This is a genomic window from Flavobacterium sp. LM5, from assembly GCF_002017945.1.
In the GTDB taxonomy this organism is placed as follows: Bacteria; Bacteroidota; Bacteroidia; order Flavobacteriales; family Flavobacteriaceae; genus Flavobacterium; species Flavobacterium succinicans.
Genome location: NZ_MUFX01000001.1, coordinates 799,366 through 815,151 on the forward strand (window position 1 = coordinate 799,366; position 15,786 = coordinate 815,151).

Sequence of the window (15,786 nt, forward strand, 5' to 3'; positions counted from 1 at the left end):
CAATAAAGGGAGTGCAAAAGTACAATTAATTATTTTAAATGCAAATAGGTTAAATGATTATTTTTCACTGTGTTTCGTGCTGATTATCAATTCAGTGTTTTTTTTGTAAGTAGAATTACTTTTGAGTTTGAAGATTATGAATTTAAATCATAGTAGTAAAAATGTAAATTTAGCATAACTCTTGCTTTTATGTAGTAGAAATTTTAGAAATTATGATTATCTTCGCTTTTTAATGTTTTTATTTAATATTTTCGTGTCAATTCCAGTTATTGGTAATTTATTCAATTAATTTCTCATTCTATGAAAGCTAAAGCAACGCTAAAACAAATTGCAAAAGAATTAAATGTTTCTGTTTCTACTGTTTCAAAAGCACTTAACGATAGTCCAGAAATTAGTGAGCAAACTAAGATCAAAATCAAAGAATACGCTAAATTGAAAAATTATAAGCCTAATGTTATTGGCTTAAATCTTAAAAACAGAAAAACAAAAACAATTGGAGTGATTATTCCCAATATTTTAAATTCTTTTTTTGCTAAAGTATTCAGTGGTATTGAAAAAGTAGCAGATAAAAAAGGATATAATGTTATTATGTGTATCTCTAATGAATCACTTGATAAAGAAGCGCACACGCTTGAGATGTTAAGTAACGGAACTATTGATGGTTTTGTATTATCTATTTCGGAAGAAGCACAAAAGAAACACGAATACAATCATTTTAAAGAAATTATTAGTGAAGGTACACCTATAGTTTTATTTGACAGAACTACTGATGAATTTGATTGTGATAAGGTTATTGTGGATGACTTTGAAGCAGGTGTTGATTCTACTCAATTCCTTATTGATGCTGGTTGTAAAAATATAGCCTTGATTTCTACTATCGATAATTTAAGTATCGGTAAATTACGCTACGAAGGGTATTTGCAAGCCCTTAAAAATAATAATATTGTTGTGAATGATAAGATTATCATCAGAACAGATACAAGTAAAGGTTTGAATGAAAAAGTAGAATCTTTATATGCTAATAATACTATTGATGGTGTTTTTGCTTTGGCAGAAGATGATTCGGTAGCGGCCTTGAAATTTGGTTTAAAGAAAGGATTACGCATTCCAGAAGATCTTAAAATTATTGGTTTTGCTGATGGAATTTTGGCTTCAAGACGTTTGTCTCCAAGCTTGACCACAGTAAGTCAGCATGGTGTTGAAATTGGTGAAGTAGCTGCTCAATTATTAATTGATCGTCTAGAATCTAAAGAAGAGCATTTACCATATCAAACCAAAGTAATTAATACTAAATTGAAAGAAAGAGAATCTACTCGTTTAAAATAAATTTTAAAAACATAGAAAAAAGGCTCGTAACTATTTTGTTGCGAGCCTTTTTTATTCTAATGCGCTTCCAGCCAATTTTTACCTAATCCGATTTCAACATCCAATGGAACTGCCATTTTGAAGGCGTTTTCCATTTCGTGTTTGATCATGGGTTCTATTTTTTCGAGTTCAGAGTGGTGAACATCAAAAACCAATTCATCATGAACTTGTAATAACATTTTGGATTGCCAATTTTCATCAGTGAGTTTTTTATGAATATTAATCATAGCAATTTTAATGATATCGGCTGCGGAACCTTGTATTGGCGCATTGACAGCGTTTCGTTCTGCCCCTCCACGAACAATAGCGTTGGCAGAATTGATGTCTTTTAAATAACGTCTTCTGCCCGAAATGGTTTCTACATAGCCGTTTTCTCTTGCAAAATCTACCTGTTCTTGTATGAATGATTTTAATCTTGGATAGGTTTTGTAATAGGCTTCAATCAAATCGGCACTTTCTTTTCTAGATAAATTGGTTTGATTGCTTAATCCAAAAGCCGATACACCATAGATAATTCCGAAGTTGACGGTTTTAGCATGACTACGTTGTTCTTTGGTTACTTCTTCTAAAGGAACATTGAAAACTTTGGCGGCCGTACTTTTATGGATGTCTTCTTTGTTTTGAAAGGCTTTAATCATATTTTCATCCCCACACAAAGCGGCGATAATGCGCAATTCTATCTGAGAATAATCCGCAGAAAGTAAAGTGTAGTTTTCATCACGTGCGATAAATGCTTTTCTGATTTGTCGTCCTCTTTCAGTACGAATAGGAATGTTTTGCAGGTTAGGATTATTAGAACTCAAACGACCAGTTGCTGCCACAGTTTGCATATAATCGGTATGCACTCGTCCTGTTTTTTTGTCTACTTGATTGGGTAAGGCATCAATATAGGTACTTTGCAGTTTTACCATTTGGCGCCATTCCAGTATATCACGAACAATTTGGTGTTCATTGGCTAAGTAAGATAAAACTTCTTCACCAGTAGCATATTGTCCTGTTTTGGTTTTCTTTTGTTTCGTTCCGCCAATTTTGAGCTTATCGAATAATATATCACCTAGCTGTTTTGGGGATGCCAAATTAAATTTCTCACCTGCTGTTTCATATATTTGTTGTTCGAAAGCATCAATCTCTTTTTGCATGTCAATCGACATCTTTTTTAGGAAATCAACATCCAAATTGATGCCTTCTTTTTCCATATCAGCCAATACTTGTACTAATGGAATTTCAATATCATCAAATAATTTTTTGGTACCCACTTTTTCTAAAATAGGTTGAAAATGCTCCTTCAATTGTAAGGTGATGTCAGCATCCTCGGTGGCGTATTCTTTAATAGCCTCCAATTCTACTTGACGCATCGATAATTGGTTCTTTCCTTTTTTGCCAATTAAAGTTTCGATAGATTTCGGGCTGTATTTTAGATAGGTTTCAGATAAAATATCCATATTGTGTCGCATATCTGGATTAATCAAATAATGCGCAATCATGGTATCAAACAGTTTTCCTTTGACTTGAATATTATAATTGGATAGAATTTTCAAATCATATTTCATGTTTTGACCAATTTTCTCAATGGTTTCATTATTGAAAAAAGGAATGAATTTTTCAATTAAATCCTGAGCTTCTTCTTGATTTTCGGGAAAAGGAACGTAAAATCCTTTGCCTTTCTCCCATGAAAAAGACAAACCAACAAGCTCGGCATTCAAAGCATCGATTCCTGTCGTTTCAGTGTCAAAGCATACGGAAGTTTGTTGTAATAAATTTTGAAGTAATAATTTTACTGGAAAATCTCCTTGAATGATTTGGTAGAAATGAGGAGTGTCTTCGAGTGTTTGGTAAAACTTATTTAAACCATTTTCGTTGCTATTCTCATCATCAGAGAATCCAAACAAATCCATTTGGTTTTCAGCGGTCTTTTTTGATGCTGTCTTTTTTGAAGCGACTGGATTCGTTTCATTTCCATCTCCATCTATTTCGTCATATTCTTTTCCTGTTCCAAAGAGTTTATCGAATTGTGTTTTCATTTGACGGAATTCCAATTCTTGAAACAAAGCATCTGTTTTTTCTACATCTGGTTTGGATAATTCATAATCGTTGGCATCAAAAGTAACAGGACAATCGAGTAGGATAGTGGCTAGTTTTTTAGACAAAATACCTAATTCCTTGTTGGCTTCAATTTTGGTTTTCATGGCGCCTTTAAGTTGATGCGTATTAGCCAACAAGTTTTCTAAGGTGCCATATTCGGACAAGAATTTCTTAGCGGTTTTTTCGCCAACTCCAGGTAGTCCTGGAATATTATCCGCAGCATCTCCCATCATTCCCAAAAAGTCTATTACTTGTTCTGGTCGTTCAATTTCAAATTTAGCCAAGACCTCTGGAATTCCCCAAATTTCAATGTCATTCCCCATTCGAGCGGGTTTGTACATGAAAATATTTTCAGAGACCAATTGTGCAAAATCCTTATCAGGTGTAACCATAAATACTTGGTAGCCTTCTTTTTCGGCTTGTTTGGCTAAGGTACCAATAAGGTCATCGGCCTCAAAACCTGCTTTTTCAATAATTGGAATATGCATCGCTTTCAATAACTCCTGAATATAGGGAACTGCAATATTTATCGCTTCGGGAGTTTCGTCACGATGGGCTTTATATTCTTGATACATTTCATAGCGATAATCACTACCTCCTTTATCAAAAGCTACTGCCAAGTGATCGGGTTTTTCTCTTCGGATAACGTCCATCAAGGAGTTCATAAATCCCATAATGGCCGAGGTGTCCATGCCTTTGGAGTTGATTCTAGGATTTTTGATAAAAGCATAGTAGCCACGAAAAATCAAGGCATAAGCATCTAGGAGGAAAAGGCGTTTTTGAGTTGACATATTTTTAATCTAAAATTTGAAAGGGTAAAAATAAACAAAGCAATTTGATTTTGTTCATTGCAGTACTTCAATCTCTACTTTCTGCTTGAAAATAGAGATTCAATTGTATGCTAAGTGCAGACTAAAAGTAGTATGTATGGCATTTTTCAAAAACATAAGTTAAAAAAAATAAATAGCGATGCATTGCGCTACCTTTATTTGTTAATTTGTGGTAAATTAAAACAACATGATTTTTCGTTTACTGATTTTTTTATTGGTTATAGCGCTTTTCGAAACTTATGCTTTTCAAGCTTTCAAAACAATAGTAAAAAACAAAACCTTTCTTTGGATTTATGCCCTGTTAAGCTTGGTGTTACTGCTGTATATTGTTTACGGATTGACTCAATTTGATCGTTCCGTAGGGCAAACTCAAGCAAGTCTTCGTACAATGGGATTGTTGTTGTTGGTGTATGTGCCCAAAATTGTAATTACCCTTATTTTGTTAGGGGAAGACGTGTATCGGGTTTTGATGGGGGCAATCAACTTTTTTGTTGACTATAATAAAGAATCTGCTTTTTTGCCTTCTCGAAGAAAATTTGTAAGTCAAATGGGGTTAGGATTAGCCGCTATTCCTTTCCTTTCTTTGATTTATGGTATTTTTGAAGGACGATACAACTATAAAGTTATCAAACAGGCTATTTTTTTTCCTGATTTACCTGATGTTTTTGACGGATTTACTATTACACAAATTTCGGATGTGCATAGTGGTAGTTTTGATAATCCAGATAAAATTGATTACGCAATCGATTTGATCAATCAACAAAAAACGGATTTGATATTGTTTACTGGTGATATCGTGAATACTCATGCCAAGGAGATGCATCCTTGGATTGCTACTTTTAACAAAATCGAAAAACATCCTTTTGGGAAATATGCGGTACTTGGCAATCACGATTATGGTGAGTATGTTACTTGGAAAACCAAGGAAGAAAAAGCTGCTAATTTTGAAGCTATCAAACAATTGTACGGACAAATAGGTTTTACTCTTTTACTAAATGAACATACGTTTATTGAAAAAGAAGGCCAAAAAATAGCTTTGGTGGGAGTAGAAAATTGGGGCCATAATTTCAAGCAAGCTGGAGATTTAAACAAAGCGGCTGCGGGTTTAATCAAAGAAGATTTTAAAATTTTGATGAGTCACGATCCAAGTCATTGGGAGCATGTAGTACAGCATGATGAAAAACATTATCAACTTACCTTATCAGGGCATACACATGGAATGCAGTTTGGTATTGAAATTCCAGGCTATTTTAAATGGAGTTTGGCGCAATACGTTTATAAACAATGGGCTGGCTTATATGAAAACCTAGGGCGATATGTTTATGTTAACCGCGGTTTTGGCTTTCATGCCTATCCGGGAAGAGTTGGAATTATGCCTGAAATAACTGTTATTCAACTAAAAAAAGGGGCAAATAGAGCGTAATTAGTTTAAAATGCTATATTTGCAGTGTAATATCTCTTTTAAAATATTATAAATTAAACATTTTGGTTTATGTCAAAATTTGGAGAACTTATAAATGCTCAAGTTCCTGTGTTAATAGATTTTTACACAGATTGGAACGAATCTTCAGTTTCGATGCATCCAGTAATTAAAGACGTGGCTGCAGCTCTTGGTGATAAAGCCAAGGTAATTCGGATTGATGTTGACAAAAACCAAGAATTGGCTGAAGTGCTAAGAATAAAAGGATTACCCACTTTGATGATTTACAAAGATGGAGTTATGATGTGGAGACAATCAGGGGAACTTGATGCAAACACAATTATAGGATTAGTTCAAGAGCAAATTTAGATTTTATAGTCAACTTTTATAGCGTTAATGAAAAGGATTTGTGTTTGAAACTAACTTGGAATAGTTTCAAACACAAATCCTTTTTGCTTAAGATGTTTGATAGCTTTTGGTAAGGCAAATTTTAAATTAAGGGCAGCTTTTTGACTGTCGTGAAATACAATAATACTTCCTGATTTTGTATTGGAAATAACATTGTCTAAGCATTTTTGTGGAGAAATAGCAGTGTCAAAATCGGCACTCAAAACGTCCCACATAATGATTTTGTATCCTAGTTCTTTTATTTTTTTGGCTTGCTCTTTTTTTATTCTTCCGTAGGGAGGCCTGAATAGTTTAGGTTTTAAATTAGAGGTAGCTGCAATGGTACTTTCACAAAGGCTACAATTTTCTAAATACGATTCAATATCATTTTTCCACCCATTCAAATGATTGTGCGTGTGATTTCCTATATGATGTCCTTCTGAAAGTATTTTTTTGAAAATTTCGGGTTGTGTCACTATGTTTTTACCAATACAAAAAAAAGTGGCTTTGATCTTTTCTTCTTTCAATAGTTGTACTACCCATTCTGTTACTTCGGATGTTGGACCGTCATCAAATGTAAGGTAGATCGTATTCTTTTTGTTGGGTAGATCCCAAATATAGTTAGAAAAGTATTTTTTGATAATACTATTGGTTTTGATCCAGTAGAATGACATGGGCTTTGGTTTTTATTTCAATTAAAAATAAAAAAAATGTAGCATAATTGGATTATGCTACATTGATAAAATTGTTATGTATTGATGTTATTCTTTGTCTCTTCCAAATCGTTCAAAAATGTTGATATATGTATTGAAAGCTACTTTGTTTTTGTTGTAAAATGCGAGGTCTCCACTTTCTTGCATTACAGTCAATAAGCTTCTGTACCGCTCAATATCAGTAATGATGTCAATGGCTATGCTAGATTGATCTGATGGGTTCAACGAGGCATAATACTTTAGGTTGTCTTGGTATTTCAAGATTAATTTTGATAACAAATCTTGGGCTTTTGTTTTTTCATTAAGGTCATAGTATCCTTTTGCAAATGGCTCTACCAAGGAGTAATAGCCAAATTGGTCCAAAGGCATTTTAGTTAAAGCTAATTCAATAATGTTTTTAGCCATGTCATTCTTGCCTTCTGCAATTAACTGGTTCATCAATCTGGACAAGTAAGAGCGGTAGGTGATACTGTTTTTTCTGGTTTCTGGATCGTGGTAAATGGAAAGACTTTCGCTATTCCCCCAGTCCCATTTCATGACGTTACCATACATTTTGTCGCTGTCAATGCCTCCCATGTCAAGAGGGCTGCTATCTTTGGCGGTTTTGGTGCGAATAGGAACTAGCTTGTAAGTCATTCCGTCAAGTTGTAGATAATCTTTCATCCAAAGAAAATCTTCATCGTCGTAGGCGCCACCGCTAAAGTAAATTGGTCTTTTCCAATTGTTGTTGGCAATTAAGTCGAGCATCATCAGACGATTTTTGTATAAAGCACGGCCTTTCATGTCGATGTCGATATACGGAACGATAGAGTCGTATTGCTTAGGAGAAACGACTTTGTTTTTGATGATGTTTTCCTTGTTTACTGTCAATCGAATTTTGTTGGTAGGGTAAAAATGTATGGATTGTCCATTTTGCATTTCAACCAGAGATTTTGGGTGTTTGATGAAGGTAATCATGTCTTTTACATCCCATCTAGTTTCGGTTTTTGGAATATGGGCGGTGTAATCCAATTTGTCTCCCACGTAATCATCGTGATTAAAGGAAATAGGTAATGGCTCAGATTCGTATGCTTTGCGTTTCATTTGGTCAATATACCAATCGGTCATGAACAAACTTGTGTTTACAATTCGGATATCAGTACGTACTTTTTCTATTTCTTGAGCATACCAAAGGGGAAAGGTGTCGTTGTCGCCAATGGTAAATAGAATGGCATTTTTGTCACAAGAATTCAAATACGCTTTGGCCATGGCTACAGCGGTGTATTTGTTAGAACGATCATGATCGTCCCAGTTTTGAGAAGCCATCAATATTGGAGCTGCTAATAAACTAGCAGCAATTAAAACCGGGCCTGCTATTTTTGGTGCCAAATATTTTTGTAAGCTCTCGTATAGGGCATAAACACCAAATCCAATCCAAATGGCAAAAACATAAAAGGATCCTACTAATGCGTAATCACGTTCTCTTGGTTCAAATGGTCGTTCATTCAGGTATATTTTAAGGGCTAAACCAGTAAATAAAAACAATACTAGCAAGACGTAAAAACTTTTTCGGTCTCTAGAGGCGTGGAACATTAGTCCAATTAAGCCTAGGATAAAAGGTAAAAAGTAATAGGTGTTTCTACCTTTGTTGTTTAAAACATCGGCGGGCAAATTTTCTTGTGATGCCAAACGGAATGAATCCATAAACGGAATACCGCTAATCCAATTTCCGTCAAGATTGTCATATTTTCCTTGAATGTCGTTTTGTCTGCCTACAAAATTCCACATCAAGTATCTCCAATACATATAGCCAAATTGGTACTCAAACATGAAGGAAATATTGTCAAATGTAGTTGGTTTTTCAATGATTAAATAATCGCCGTAGCTTTTTAAGAATTTAATGTAACCACTATTGTCAATTTGTTTTTGAGCATAAGCCATTTTGAATTCTGAGACAATTTTTTCAATTTCATTTCGAACTTGAGCGGTTGCTTTATTTAAATCTTCCTCACTGAGTTGGCTTGGGTCAATGCCATATTGCATCAGGTCTTCTTCGTAAGGATAGTTAGGATTTAAACGAAAAGCTGGTGGGTTGGTGAAATTGATGTAATTTTCGATGTGATCGGTACTTCTCATACGAGGCAAAATAGTTTTATGAGCATCGTCACTATTTTGTTCTGCATTTTTATAGTTGTTAACAATAACGTATTTACCTGTTTTGTAATCTCTCTCAAAATTTGGTGCTTTGTCCAAATAAGGGTTGTTTGGGTCTAATCCTGCAAAAGCTTCGGTATATTGTGCTCCGTAGAATAATGGACTAGCACCATATTGTTCTCTGTTGTAATAAGCCAAAACCTCTCTAGCATCCGAGGGCTTATTTTCGTTAATAACAACATTGGCATTGGCTCTAATGGGTAACATCATCCAAGTTGAAAAACCAATTAAAATAAATAAAATGCAAAGAATTATGGTGTTGTAAAAAACCAGCCCTTTTTTGTGAGTGTATTGCAATCCGAAATAAAAGAAGAGACCAAATAATAAAGCCACAAAAATGGTTCCCGAATCAAAGGGAAGTCCCAAAGAATTCACCATAAATACTTCTGTTTTTCCAAAGAAAGCCATGGTAAGCGGTAGCAATAATTTGAAAATAAAAAGGAGTATTGATATTACTACAACATTAGCAATGATGAAGTTTTTTATAGTCACTTTTTCGTAATGTTTAAAGAAGTATAAAAAACCAATGGCTGGAATCGTTAATAAAGCCATGAAGTGTACTCCAAAAGAGAGTCCGGTTACTAAGGAAATAATCAACAGCCATTTGTTGCCCTTTGGCGTATCCATTTCTTGTTCCCAACGTAGACCAAGCCAAAAGAGTAATGCAATTAATAATGAGGCCATGGCGTAAACTTCGGCTTCTACAGCATTGTACCAAAAACTATCAGAAAAAGTATAGGCAAGGGCGCCAACAAATGAACTTCCAAGAATAACTATATCATTATTAGTATTGATTTCGGCTACACGACCAATAATTTTTCGCAAAATCATGGAGCTTGACCAAAACATGAATAGAATGGTAAAAGCGCTTGAAAAAACAGACATCATATTAACCATATAAGCAATGTTTTCATTACCAGTAGCAAACATGGCAAAAAAAGCACCCATCATTTGATACAAAGGTGCTCCAGGAGGGTGGCCAACTTCTAGTTTAGCGGCTGTTGCAATGTATTCTCCACAATCCCAAAAACTCATTGTGGGCTCTACGGTAAGTGTGTAGGTAATTAAAGCAATTCCAAATGTTAACCAACCTATGATTGTATTCCATTTATTAAAGTTAAATGAGGTCTTATCCATGAATTTTTAAAGATTTTGATTTCAAATACAAAGAAAATGTTTTTTTGTGGAAAGCGACAAGCATTAACAGTATTTTCTATAAAAGTATTTGTAAAACATAATACATTGAAAATTAGCGAGTAGTGCTATTTTGCTAGGTTTTCGAAAATAAATATTCGTTTTTTTTGAATAAAATCGGCTAAAAAGTTTGCAGAACTTAAAATTAGTGTTACATTTGCACTCGCAAAACAACAACAAAACTGGTCTATGGTGTAATGGTAACACAACTGTTTTTGGTGCAGTCTTTCAAGGTTCGAGTCCTTGTAGACCAACTAGTTTTTTGAGAACCCCGCAAACATAATGTTTACGGGGTTTGTTTTTTTGTGTTAATTTTTTTTTTTTTTTTTTTGAATTAGCTTGTTTTGCAACTTCTTGTTGTTTAGTCGTTTACTTTTGTTTTAACTTGTTAAGTATCTTGTTTTGCTTTAGTTGAACAATATCATAATCCCTCTTGTTGTAAAGAATAATATTTCTTTTCTCTAAAAAAAGTCTTCAATAAACTACCCTAATTAGATACTATTGTTGAAGTTGTCTTTAGTATTGTTTAGTTTGATTTTAAAAACGCCTATAAAACTGTTTAATTATGGATAAATCTATGACCTTATTATATCTGTTGGAGAAAATTAAGACAAATTTCACTGCCTCTGTAGCTTTGCCAAGTATTTTTTTGATTGTTTTATTGTCGCTTTTTTGTGGTTTTTTCTCAGAGCAAGCTGCAACAATGTTGGGTGTTTTTAAAGGAGTTATTTTTGATAATCTAAGTTGGTTTTATGTTTTGTTGGTAACTGTTTTTGTGTTGTTTCTTTTATTTGTGGCCATTAGTAAATTTGGAAAAATAAAACTCGGTGCAGACGATTGTGAGCCTGAATATTCCTATTTTTCTTGGGTGTCGATGCTTTTTGCAGCTGGGATGGGAATTGGATTAATGTATTTTGGGGTTTCAGAAACCATGGCGCATTATGCCAATCCAGCAATTGGTGATTTGGATGTTCATCTTCGTGCTAAAGAGGCACAATTGTATACTTTTTTTCACTGGGGTATCCATGCTTGGGCGATTTATGGGGTTGTTGGGTTGTCTTTGGCTTATTTTACATACCGATACAATCTTCCTTTAGCGATTAGAAGTGGTTTTTATCCTGTGCTAAAAGACAAAATCAATGGCAGATTGGGTGACATTGTAGATGTATTTGGGCTTTGTAGTACTTTCTTTGGGATTACTACAACACTTGGTTTTGGAGTGGTGCAACTTTGTGCAGGGCTTCATAGTTTAGGGGTGATATCTGATACTTCTTTTGGTTATCAAGCGTTAATTGTGGTTTTAGTGATGGGTGTTGCGGTTGTTTCTGCGCTTTCAGGTTTGGGAAAAGGCGTGAAGATAATGAGCGAAATCAATATTATATTGGCTACTTTATTAATGTTATTTGTTTTGATATTTGGGCCTACGATCTATATTTTAAGCACTTTTACTGAAGGGCTAGGGCATTATGTGAGTCATTTTGCCTCGCTTACTTTCAATACATATGCTTATGAAAAAGAAAGTCAAGCGTGGTTTTCTAACTGGACCATTTTGTATTGGGCTTGGTGGATTTCTTGGGCTCCTTATGTTGGTCTTTTTATTGCTAAAATTTCTAAAGGACGATCCATTCGTGAATTTATTATAGCTGTTTTACTTATACCGTCTCTTTTTAATTTTGTTTGGATGACTGTTTTTGGTAGCAGTGCAGTTTGGATAGATGAGTTTGTGGCTCATGGTGCAATAAGTGAATTTGCTAAGGATCCTAATACTCTTTTGTTTAATTTTTTTGCTTATTTCCCTTTAAGCGGTTTTTTGAATGTCTTGGCAATTGTTATTATCTGTGTTTTTTTTATCACCTCTGCTGATTCTGGAATTTATATAATGAATAGTATTGCTTCTCGTGGGGTTGGTGTGGCGCCTAAATGGCAAAATGTATTTTGGGGTGTTTTGCTGATAATTGTTTCACTTAGCCTGTTGCGTTCAGGAGGACTTGCATCATTGCAGACTATGACTTTGGTTATGGCGCTACCTTTTGGAATAATAATGCTCTTGTTGTGTTTTAGTTTATGGAAAGCTTTGCTTGCTGACGATCAGTATTCATCGATAAAATATTCACATGCCAGTAATAATTGGAATGATGTTCATTGGAAGCTAAGATTGCGTAAAATTCTAAGTTATTCAAAGAAAAAAGATATTAAAACTTTTTTGAATCAAACTGTGCGAGAGGCTTTTGAAGAGATGGTTCTCGAATTGCAAAAAAACGATATTGTAGCGACTATAACCGAAGAAAAATCTCCAATACATGCCATTGAGTTGGTCATTGAGTACGAGAAATTAAAGAATTTTAAATACGGAGTAAAATCCCAAGTTTTAACAGTATCTACAGCATTAAGAAGGGAAGATAATGCACCTGATATTGATCATGAAACTGTTTTTGTTCCCGTAACTTATTTTGATGATAATAGAAGAGGATACGATATTCAATATCTCAGTAAAGATGAGATTATAGCGGATGTTTTGAGGCAATATGAGCGTTTTTTAAATTTAGGATCGGGAGATACAACGGATTTGTTGTTGAAAATTTGACAAGTTTTATTGTTCAAAAATCCTTTCGTATGACAGTTGATAGTTGTTTTTTTTAAGTATTGACTGAGACTTGTTTGCGACTTAACCGACGATGGATATGTTGTAGTTTTTCTTGCTGAGGATTCAATCTTGCTGAGATCAAAGTTGTGCTTCAAATAATAAAAAAAGGAACCCTCTTGTATATCACAGGAGGGTTCCTTTTTTTATGGAGTTATTATTGGTTTTTTTATGCCTTAATAGTGAGTACTGGAAGTTGAGTGTGGTTGACTAAGTCTTCTGTGATGCTTCCATTGAAGAAATGGCTAAGGCCGGTTCTTCCGTGTGTGCTAATGCTTATTAAATCGGCTTGTATGGAATTGGCAAAATTCAAAACACCTTTTTCTATATTGGATTCGTTGTAAATGTGAATAGCGAAATTGGTTAACTCGAATTCTTTTGCAAAAGCCTCCATGGTTGCGGTTGTTGTGCCAGTTGTTTTAAAGCTGTTCGGTGTACAGATGGTTACTAAGTTGATTTTTGCTTCCCATTTGTTGGCTAATTCTTTTATTTTTTTAAAAGGTGCTTTGGCGGTTTCTGTAAAATCTGAAGCGAATACAATTTGTTTTGGATTGAATGCGGTTTCTTCTTTTTTAATAACAATGACAGGAATTTCGGAAAGACGCACCACTTTTTCTGTATTGGATCCTATAAAGATTTCTTCTGCTCCAGAAGCGCCATGTGATCCCATAACAATTAGGTCAACATTGTTCTTTTTGGTAAAATTAAGTACGCCATCAAAAGCTTTTTCGAATTGAATAAATTCGGTTACCTCGATGCCGTCAAGATAAGGACGCTCAAAAATTTCAGCAAATGTTTCTTTTGCTTTTTGGATAAAAAACATTACTTCAGGAATGCTTTTGCCGCTTGAGATAGCGTCGCTCATTTGATTAGGGAGCTCTAACATGTGAAGTAATAAGATTTCAGCATTATGCGTTTTGGCTAGTTGTGCAGCTACTTTTAAAGCGTTTTCCGCATAAATTGAGAAATCTGTAGGTACTAAAATCCTTTTCATGATGGGTTTGGGGTTTTGGTTGTAAGAAAATGTGTTCTATTATTCTAAGAAGTAAAGATAAGATTTTTTTTTACTGCAATCCAATAAAATGATTTGTAAAAAAACACTATATTTGCAAAGTTATTTATTAAAAGTTAAGTAATGAGGGGACAATTGTCCCCTCTTTTTATAAAATAGTTATAAAAATATGACATTTAAAGAAAAAGTAAATGCATTGATTGAGGAGGCGCTGTTAGAGAAGCCCTCAGTTTTTCTAATTGATTTGAGTATATCAGACGCATTTAAAATAATGGTATCTCTTGATGGGGATAATGGTGTGGCTTTGCAGGATTGCATCGATATTAGCAGAGCGATTGAAAATAACCTTGATCGAGAAGAACAAGATTTTTCGTTGGAAGTAGCCTCAGTTGGAGTAGGTTCTCCGTTAAAAATGGTTCGTCAATATAAAAAAAATGTTGGGAGAACATTAATTGTTAAAACAGCATCAGAAATTATTGAAGCAGAATTAGTTGAAGCTACAGATGTTTTTATAATTTTGTCTTGGGAAGCTAGAGAGCCAAAAAAAATAGGAAAAGGAAAGGAAACGGTTCAAAAAGAACTTCAGTTGCCTTACGCAGATATTAAAGAAGCAATTGTTACAGTAACATTTTAATTAAAGAATTCGCATGGAAAATTTAGCATTAATCGATTCATTTTCAGAGTTTAAAGATGATAAACTTATTGATCGTGTAACGCTTATGGCAATTTTAGAAGATGTATTTAGAAATGCATTGAAAAAGAAATATGGTTCAGATGAAAACTTCGATATTATCATTAATCCTGATAAAGGGGATATGGAAATTTGGAGAAGAAGAGTCATTGTTGCAGATGAGGATTTGGATTTTGAAAACGAAGAAATTACTTTAACAGAAGCTCGTAAGATTGAAGCGGATTTCGAAATTGGAGAAGAAGTTTCTGAAGAAGTAAAATTGATTGATTTAGGTCGTAGAGCTATTTTAGCATTACGTCAAAACTTAATCTCAAAAATTCACGAACACGATAATACCAATTTATACAAACAATTTAAAGATATTATTGGGGATATTTATACTGCCGAAGTGCATCACGTTCGTCCAAGAGTTGTAATTTTGGTGGATGATGAAGGAAATGAAATTGTTTTACCAAAAGAAAAGCAAATTCCTTCTGATTTCTTTAGAAAAGGCGATAATGTTCGTGGTATCATTGAAAGTGTTGAGCTAAAAGGGAATAAACCTCAAATTATTATGTCTAGAACTTCTGAGAAGTTTTTAGAAAAATTGTTTGAACAAGAAATTCCTGAGGTTTTTGACGGTTTAATTATGGTTAAAAACGTAGTGAGAATACCGGGAGAGAAAGCTAAAGTAGCTGTAGAAACCTATGATGATAGAATTGATCCAGTAGGAGCCTGTGTTGGGATGAAAGGATCCAGAATTCATGGTATTGTAAGAGAGTTGGGGAATGAGAATATTGATGTTATTAATTATACGAATAACATACAGTTGTTTATTACAAGAGCATTGAGCCCAGCGAAAGTATCTTCCATTAAAATAAATGAAGAAACAAAACGTGCAGAAGTGTTTTTGAAATTAGAAGAAGTTTCTAAAGCTATCGGTCGTGGTGGACATAATATTAAACTAGCTGGTTTGTTAACCGGATATGAATTAGATGTAATTCGTGAAGGTGACATCGCTGGTGCAACAGCAGATGAAGACGATGTTGAATTGACTGAGTTTTCAGATGAAATTGAAGAATGGGTTATAGAAGAATTCGCGAAAATTGGTTTAGATACAGCAAAAAGTATACTAAGTCAAGAAGTAGAGGATTTAGTTAGAAGAACAGACCTAGAAGAGGAAACAATTCTAGATGTAATGAGAATTTTGAAAGAAGAATTCGATAGTTAAGCTATGTTCTTCTAACAACACAACAAAAAAAGATAATAATAAAAAGGT

Annotated in this window: 10 protein-coding genes and 1 tRNA gene; 7 read left to right on the plus strand and 4 right to left on the minus strand. The window is 34.1% G+C overall.

The window, feature by feature from the left end; all coding sequences use genetic code 11:
* Positions 1 to 300 precede the first annotated feature (300 nt).
* Positions 301 to 1,326 carry a LacI family DNA-binding transcriptional regulator gene (locus tag BXU11_RS03365; RefSeq protein WP_078211010.1) on the plus strand — a complete coding sequence of 342 codons (1,026 nt, stop codon included), beginning with the start codon at positions 301 to 303 and terminating at the stop codon, positions 1,324 to 1,326.
* A gap of 56 nt (positions 1,327 to 1,382) precedes the next feature.
* Here the strand turns inward: BXU11_RS03365 and polA are convergent, their stop codons facing one another.
* A complete protein-coding gene (gene polA / locus BXU11_RS03370; RefSeq protein ID WP_078211011.1) occupies positions 1,383 to 4,238 on the minus strand; it encodes a DNA polymerase I in 2,856 nt (951 codons plus the stop codon).
* 226 nt (positions 4,239 to 4,464) lie between these two features.
* On the opposite strand from polA, the gene BXU11_RS03375 reads away from it, so the two are divergent.
* Together BXU11_RS03375 and BXU11_RS03380 are read left to right on the plus strand one after the other, a co-directional pair.
* Positions 4,465 to 5,700 carry a metallophosphoesterase gene (locus BXU11_RS03375; protein ID WP_024980379.1) on the plus strand — a complete coding sequence of 412 codons (1,236 nt, stop codon included), beginning with the start codon at positions 4,465 to 4,467 and terminating at the stop codon, positions 5,698 to 5,700.
* A gap of 69 nt (positions 5,701 to 5,769) precedes the next feature.
* Positions 5,770 to 6,066 carry a co-chaperone YbbN gene (locus BXU11_RS03380; RefSeq protein ID WP_024980380.1) on the plus strand — a complete coding sequence of 99 codons (297 nt, stop codon included), beginning with the start codon at positions 5,770 to 5,772 and terminating at the stop codon, positions 6,064 to 6,066.
* A gap of 50 nt (positions 6,067 to 6,116) precedes the next feature.
* On the opposite strand, the gene BXU11_RS03385 is transcribed toward BXU11_RS03380, so the two are convergent.
* Both BXU11_RS03385 and BXU11_RS03390 read right to left on the minus strand, forming a co-directional pair.
* Positions 6,117 to 6,758 carry a polysaccharide deacetylase family protein gene (locus tag BXU11_RS03385; RefSeq protein WP_024980381.1) on the minus strand — a complete coding sequence of 214 codons (642 nt, stop codon included), beginning with the start codon at positions 6,756 to 6,758 and terminating at the stop codon, positions 6,117 to 6,119.
* Between the two features lie 87 nt (positions 6,759 to 6,845).
* A complete protein-coding gene (locus BXU11_RS03390; protein WP_078211012.1) occupies positions 6,846 to 10,127 on the minus strand; it encodes a DUF2723 domain-containing protein in 3,282 nt (1,093 codons plus the stop codon).
* A gap of 240 nt (positions 10,128 to 10,367) precedes the next feature.
* Here BXU11_RS03390 and BXU11_RS03395 point away from each other — a divergent pair.
* Together BXU11_RS03395 and BXU11_RS03400 are read left to right on the plus strand one after the other, a co-directional pair.
* A tRNA-Gln gene (locus tag BXU11_RS03395) sits at positions 10,368 to 10,438 on the plus strand.
* Between the two features lie 311 nt (positions 10,439 to 10,749).
* Positions 10,750 to 12,768 carry a BCCT family transporter gene (locus tag BXU11_RS03400; RefSeq protein ID WP_223253660.1) on the plus strand — a complete coding sequence of 673 codons (2,019 nt, stop codon included), beginning with the start codon at positions 10,750 to 10,752 and terminating at the stop codon, positions 12,766 to 12,768.
* Positions 12,769 to 12,994: 226 nt separating this feature from the next.
* Here the strand turns inward: BXU11_RS03400 and BXU11_RS03405 are convergent, their stop codons facing one another.
* Positions 12,995 to 13,819: a universal stress protein gene (locus BXU11_RS03405; protein ID WP_078211013.1), complete on the minus strand. Its 825-nt coding sequence runs from the start codon at positions 13,817 to 13,819 to the stop codon at positions 12,995 to 12,997.
* 187 nt (positions 13,820 to 14,006) lie between these two features.
* Between BXU11_RS03405 and rimP the strand changes: the two genes are divergently transcribed.
* Together rimP and nusA are read left to right on the plus strand one after the other, a co-directional pair.
* On the plus strand, positions 14,007 to 14,471 hold the full coding sequence (gene rimP / locus BXU11_RS03410; RefSeq protein WP_078211014.1) for a ribosome assembly cofactor RimP: 465 nt from the start codon (positions 14,007 to 14,009) through the stop codon (positions 14,469 to 14,471).
* Positions 14,472 to 14,484: 13 nt separating this feature from the next.
* Complete coding sequence (gene nusA, locus BXU11_RS03415; protein WP_024980386.1) at positions 14,485 to 15,738, plus strand: transcription termination factor NusA; 1,254 nt, start codon at positions 14,485 to 14,487, stop codon at positions 15,736 to 15,738.
* Positions 15,739 to 15,786 lie beyond the last annotated feature (48 nt).

What these genes read in the sequence shown, in the direction of transcription:
- BXU11_RS03375 (WP_024980379.1), top strand. Translation starts at nt 4,465, where the DNA reads ATGATTTTTCGTTTACTGATTTTTTTATTGGTTATAGCGCTTTTCGAA.
- BXU11_RS03365 (WP_078211010.1), top strand. Translation starts at nt 301, where the DNA reads ATGAAAGCTAAAGCAACGCTAAAACAAATTGCAAAAGAATTAAATGTT.
- polA (WP_078211011.1), bottom strand. Translation starts at nt 4,238, where the DNA reads ATGTCAACTCAAAAACGCCTTTTCCTCCTAGATGCTTATGCCTTGATT.
- BXU11_RS03405 (WP_078211013.1), bottom strand. Translation starts at nt 13,819, where the DNA reads ATGAAAAGGATTTTAGTACCTACAGATTTCTCAATTTATGCGGAAAAC.
- rimP (WP_078211014.1), top strand. Translation starts at nt 14,007, where the DNA reads ATGACATTTAAAGAAAAAGTAAATGCATTGATTGAGGAGGCGCTGTTA.
- BXU11_RS03390 (WP_078211012.1), bottom strand. Translation starts at nt 10,127, where the DNA reads ATGGATAAGACCTCATTTAACTTTAATAAATGGAATACAATCATAGGT.
- BXU11_RS03380 (WP_024980380.1), top strand. Translation starts at nt 5,770, where the DNA reads ATGTCAAAATTTGGAGAACTTATAAATGCTCAAGTTCCTGTGTTAATA.
- BXU11_RS03385 (WP_024980381.1), bottom strand. Translation starts at nt 6,758, where the DNA reads ATGTCATTCTACTGGATCAAAACCAATAGTATTATCAAAAAATACTTT.
- nusA (WP_024980386.1), top strand. Translation starts at nt 14,485, where the DNA reads ATGGAAAATTTAGCATTAATCGATTCATTTTCAGAGTTTAAAGATGAT.
- BXU11_RS03400 (WP_223253660.1), top strand. Translation starts at nt 10,750, where the DNA reads ATGGATAAATCTATGACCTTATTATATCTGTTGGAGAAAATTAAGACA.